The sequence below is a fragment of the Wolbachia endosymbiont of Pentalonia nigronervosa genome, assembly GCF_014534705.1.
Lineage (GTDB): Bacteria > Pseudomonadota > Alphaproteobacteria > Rickettsiales > Anaplasmataceae > Wolbachia.
The window spans coordinates 1-4531 of record NZ_JACVWV010000076.1; the positions used below are offsets into that span (position 1 = coordinate 1).

Consider the following 4531-nt stretch of genomic DNA (forward strand, 5'->3'; position numbering starts at 1 on the left):
ATTGTTGGCAAAAAAAATTAGCATAAAAAAGGATAGAACCTTAACGCCCGAAAGGATTTTTAGCAGATGTTACAGCACAGCCGATACAGCGACCAAAAGACAGCAAAAAACGTAAAAAAAGTTACTCTGGCAAAAAGAAAACAACGACCATAAAAACCGATCGAAGAAAGTGTTGTCAGTTTCAAAGTCGCATCGAGCATGATTTTCGCATACGAAAGCAGGAAAAATTGTTACCAAAAGATAGCATAAAACATGCTGATTCCGGCTATCAAGGATGGCAAAAAGTTCAAAGTAATGTAGTAATTCCATATCCGGAAAAAACCACTAACGGAAGAGCAAAAGGAGCATAATAGAAAGCTGGAGGATGCGAGTGGAAAATAAAATTCGCGAGATCAAAATATTCAAAATTATATCAAATGTTTACCGCAATTTTCAGAAGAAATATAACATGAGATTCAACATTATTGCTGGTATTGTGAACCTAAGGCACGGAGCTTTCGGGTTGGGGTTCCTTACCATTTTATCAGCAACTCTCTTTATGTTGTTTCGCAGGGGAGCTGGTTTCAAAAGAGGTCTACTCGATCAGGTGTCTCTCTTTATAAATATGATCATCAAATTTTTATCTTATTTTTACCATTATGAGAATGGTTATGGTTGTTAAGTTGTGTAAGAAGTCTATTTTCCAAATCTTTCATTATAACTTCCTCATCTTGTGTTTCATGATCATAGCCAAGTAAGTGAAGTAGCCCGTGTATTAACATGTGTGCAACGTGGGAAAGAATAGGTATATAGTACTCATATGATTCTCTTTTTATAGTGTCTATTGAGATTGCTATATCTCCTAGGTCACATTCATTAGATAATTGCTCACATGGAAATGATAACACATTAGTTGGCTTATCTATTTTTCTAAACTTTAAATTAAGCTGATGCAGGAAATTATCATCAGCCAACGCTATTGATATACTCAACTTGTAATGAGATATTTCCAACGCTTTTAGAGAGGTATTTATAATATTTAATACAAAATTTTCTGGATCCTCAATGATATTGTACCATTTTTCGTCGAGAACATTGACTTCTAACATATGCTAATCTTGATTATTTCATTCCATTCAATTGCCGAAACAGGAGAAATAGATAACCGTGGTTGCTTGAGTATGGTCATGTTCTTTAGGAGCTGATTATGTTTTATTTTTTGTAACGTGACTTGATTATTTAAAGGTTTTAGAAATTTTACATCTACTAATCCAAACTTAGGATTATCAGCATAATAGTGCTCTTTAAATACTTCAACTACTCCCACTATAGCTTTCTCCTTACCTGTATGATAAAAAAAAGCAAAATCACCCACTTTCATACCTTTCATGTAGTTTTGTGCTTGGTAATTGCATACACCATCCCATGGTACTATGCGATCACTTTCCATCTGTTTCCATGAATATTCACTGGGTTCTGACTTCAAAAGCCAAAAATGCATTATTTCTTTCTTCTTAAATATGCCGGTATATCGTAGATATTGCTACTCCATTTAATTTCACTTTCTGGTTCAACTGTGGCATATTCTTTTGTTTCCGTTTGCACACCTTTACTTTGACTGTAAGACCACTTAAACTTCTCTTGTTCTATATTATTAGTATGATTTATAGGCGGAGTTTCTAATTTACTATTATGATCAGTGTTACAATCAATTCCAGTTGCTAAAACAGAAACTCTGACTTTTCCTTCCATCGAATCATCGAAAGTAGCACCAAATATGATGTTTGCATTTTCATCTACTTCTTCACGAACTCTGTTTGCAGCAGCATCCACTTCAAAGAGGGTCATATCTCCACCACCAGTAATATTAATTAATATTCCTCGTGCGCCTTTCATTGACACATTGTCAAGAAGCGGATTAGATATAGCAGCTTCTGCAGCACTAATTGCTCTCTCTTCCCCTTCTGCTTCTCCAGTGCCGATCATTGCCTTGCCCATTTCACTCATTACTGTTTCTATATCAGCAAAATCAAGATTTATTAGACCTGGCATAACCATTAAGTCAGTTACTCCCCTAATGCCAATATGTAATACATTATCAGCAAGTTTAAACGCATCAGAAAAAGTTGTTTTTTCATTTGCAATTCTAAATAAATTCTGATTTGGAATGACAATAAGTGTATCCACATATTTCTGTAACTCTTCAAGGCCGAGTTCTGCAATTCTCATGCGGCGCACACCTTCAAAACCAAACGGCTTGGTAACAACTCCAACTGTTAATATCTTTTTTTCCTTTGATACTTTATCCCTTACTGCAGCTTTAGCTTCCCGTGCTGCTTTTGCAATCACTGGTGCTGCACCAGTTCCAGTACCACCACCCATTCCAGCAGTGATAAAAAGCATATGACTATCTTTTATATGATCCAAAATCTCATCAATTGATTCTTCTGCTGCACCCCTTCCAACATCAGGTAATGCACCAGCACCAAGGCCTTTAGTTAAATTAATGCCAAGCTGAATTTTCTTATCACATAAAGACTTTTCTAACGCTTGAGCATCAGTGTTTGCTACAACAAAATTGACCCCTTGCAAATTAGATTGAATCATGTTGTTCACAGCATTCCCACCTGCACCACCCACTCCCACAACAGTAATTCTTGGGTGCAGTACAGGTAACTCTGGTAAATTAAGATCAATAGACATTTAACTACTCAATTAAAAGCGAACTCACTTGACAATACACTACCGCTTTTTTATCAATATGCAAACACTTTTCACTATTCTAAACTTATAAACACTCAATGGAGTTTACTTATTATTAACATTTTATATACTGTAAAGCAATAACTTTATTCTTATACAAAAATATATTTTATATATTCCCCCTTTTTTCTAGTGAAATTTCACAAGTTTATCTATAGTTTTTGTGATAATCCTTGGAGTATCCGGAGCAATCTGCAGTCTATTTAATCGTTCTATAGCAAATTTACTATCTTCATTTTCTATAAAATCATATAAAATATTTTCTATACCCTTGGTAACATTTTCGTGTTTCCTTAGAGGGTGACCGTGTGGATACTTATTGATAGTCTTGATACTAGAGTATTCAACAAAAGCTTGATCTTTAAAGGCAAGCTGTCTCAATCTTGCCTTGAGTTTCTCTTCTTCTCCTTTTGCTAACAGATTAGACTTTATTAATGATTCTACTATTGAATTGATAGTTTGATGTATTTCGGAGTGTACTATAACATCAATATTATTTTCCTTTACTACACAATCATACATACTTTTTTCATCCTTTAATAATTTTATGAATTCCATGCTATTTTTTGAATTCAACTCTAGGTGTGATTCACTCATAGGTGTGATTATGAATGTATTTTTACTCACTTTAATATTAAATTGTGGAGAGTTTTCAAAAAGTGAAAAAGCTATATCTCTAGAATCAAGAGCAGTATCATACGCAGCTATAAGCGCGTGCGCTATGATATTATTGGTTACTTTCATTCCATGCTTGCTCAAGTGATTTAATATGTTTTCGATATCATTATATGTAAAATTTGTATCCTTGAGTAGCTTAACAACTTCCATTGCGTTGTGTTGCGCATATTCTATTTTCACCTCATCTGTAAAAAGCGTGCTAGCTGCTTTATGCCTATCAAATATGGTAAAAATCTTAATAAAATTTTCTAAATCTTCTTTATTAGCTAACTCAAGACTCACTAAAGTCTTATTTGTAATTAAAATATTTTTTATCATTTCATCCTCTTATAAATAAATTTACTAAATGAATTGTATTTTTAATTTATTAAGATTTGCTTAAGCTCAATATACTATATAGCTAATATATAGCTCTCCATAATGGTAGAAACGATTAAAGAAAAGCATAAACGTTCTCTAGCTCTATTTTGATAGCAAATTTGATAGCAAACCAATGGTGTTCAATAGATCCCTTACATAGCTATATTAAAGGTTATAATATGCACAAGAAAGAGCATAGGCAGTATAATGAGATTAAAAAAAGTAAGCAGGTTGGAAGATGAAGAATTTCGACGATTAACAGGGGTAAAACGTAGTATATTCGGAAGAATGACAGAAATTTTAATAGAGGAGGAAGTTAAGAAAAAAGCTCGAGGTGGCAAACCAAATAAATTAAGTATGGAAGACCGTTTGCTTAGATGTATGGTCCCAGCGTATCCACTATAAATTGTTTATACTTCCATCATACTCTGGGACCATACATCTAAACTATTATATATTAGTAATGTACCCCATTTCCTTGATCACTTTCTAGTCCACAACTGATGGATTATATAGATAACCTATGCCTTATACGTGTCTCAGTTACTATTATATCTAAGAAGATGTCTTGAAAAGAAATGAAAAGATAAATATACTAAAGCAAATGTAGAATTAAGAGGTAAAAAAATGTATCCAAGTGACATAAGTGACAAAGAATGGGAAATACTAGAGCCATACGTTGCACAAGGGGCAATAGGAAGGCCAAGAAAACACGATATTAGAGCGATTATTAATGCAATAAGATATATAA

The 4531-nt window shown here is 33.6% G+C and carries 5 protein-coding genes and 1 pseudogene; 2 read left to right on the top strand and 4 right to left on the bottom strand.

What is annotated here, in order from left to right; translation table 11 throughout:
- A pseudogene (locus IC220_RS06090) lies at positions 1-490 on the top strand (transposase family protein); the annotation flags it as partial.
- Positions 491-611: 121 nt separating this feature from the next.
- Here the strand turns inward: IC220_RS06090 and ybeY are convergent.
- The 4 genes from ybeY to IC220_RS06110 form a co-directional block, all read right to left on the bottom strand.
- Positions 612-1088 carry an rRNA maturation RNase YbeY gene (gene ybeY, locus IC220_RS06095; RefSeq protein WP_188153598.1) on the bottom strand — a complete coding sequence of 159 codons (477 nt, stop codon included), beginning with the start codon at positions 1086-1088 and terminating at the stop codon, positions 612-614.
- Positions 1082-1480, bottom strand: a complete 399-nt coding sequence (locus IC220_RS06100) for an EVE domain-containing protein (protein ID WP_188153599.1) — start codon at positions 1478-1480, stop codon at positions 1082-1084. Before IC220_RS06100 ends, ybeY begins: the two co-directional genes overlap by 7 nt.
- Positions 1480-2682, bottom strand: coding sequence for a cell division protein FtsZ (ftsZ, locus tag IC220_RS06105; protein ID WP_188153600.1), 1203 nt, complete (start codon positions 2680-2682; stop codon positions 1480-1482). Before ftsZ ends, IC220_RS06100 begins: the two co-directional genes overlap by 1 nt.
- Before the next feature lie 189 nt (positions 2683-2871).
- Positions 2872-3738 carry a hypothetical protein gene (locus IC220_RS06110; protein ID WP_188153601.1) on the bottom strand — a complete coding sequence of 289 codons (867 nt, stop codon included), beginning with the start codon at positions 3736-3738 and terminating at the stop codon, positions 2872-2874.
- A gap of 249 nt (positions 3739-3987) precedes the next feature.
- On the opposite strand from IC220_RS06110, the gene IC220_RS06115 reads away from it, so the two are divergent.
- Positions 3988-4185, top strand: a complete 198-nt coding sequence (locus IC220_RS06115; RefSeq protein ID WP_188153602.1) for a hypothetical protein — start codon at positions 3988-3990, stop codon at positions 4183-4185.
- Positions 4186-4531 lie beyond the last annotated feature (346 nt).

What these genes read in the sequence shown, in the direction of transcription:
- ybeY (WP_188153598.1), bottom strand. Translation starts at nt 1,088, where the DNA reads ATGTTAGAAGTCAATGTTCTCGACGAAAAATGGTACAATATCATTGAG.
- IC220_RS06100 (WP_188153599.1), bottom strand. Translation starts at nt 1,480, where the DNA reads ATGCATTTTTGGCTTTTGAAGTCAGAACCCAGTGAATATTCATGGAAA.
- ftsZ (WP_188153600.1), bottom strand. Translation starts at nt 2,682, where the DNA reads ATGTCTATTGATCTTAATTTACCAGAGTTACCTGTACTGCACCCAAGA.
- IC220_RS06110 (WP_188153601.1), bottom strand. Translation starts at nt 3,738, where the DNA reads ATGATAAAAAATATTTTAATTACAAATAAGACTTTAGTGAGTCTTGAG.
- IC220_RS06115 (WP_188153602.1), top strand. Translation starts at nt 3,988, where the DNA reads ATGAGATTAAAAAAAGTAAGCAGGTTGGAAGATGAAGAATTTCGACGA.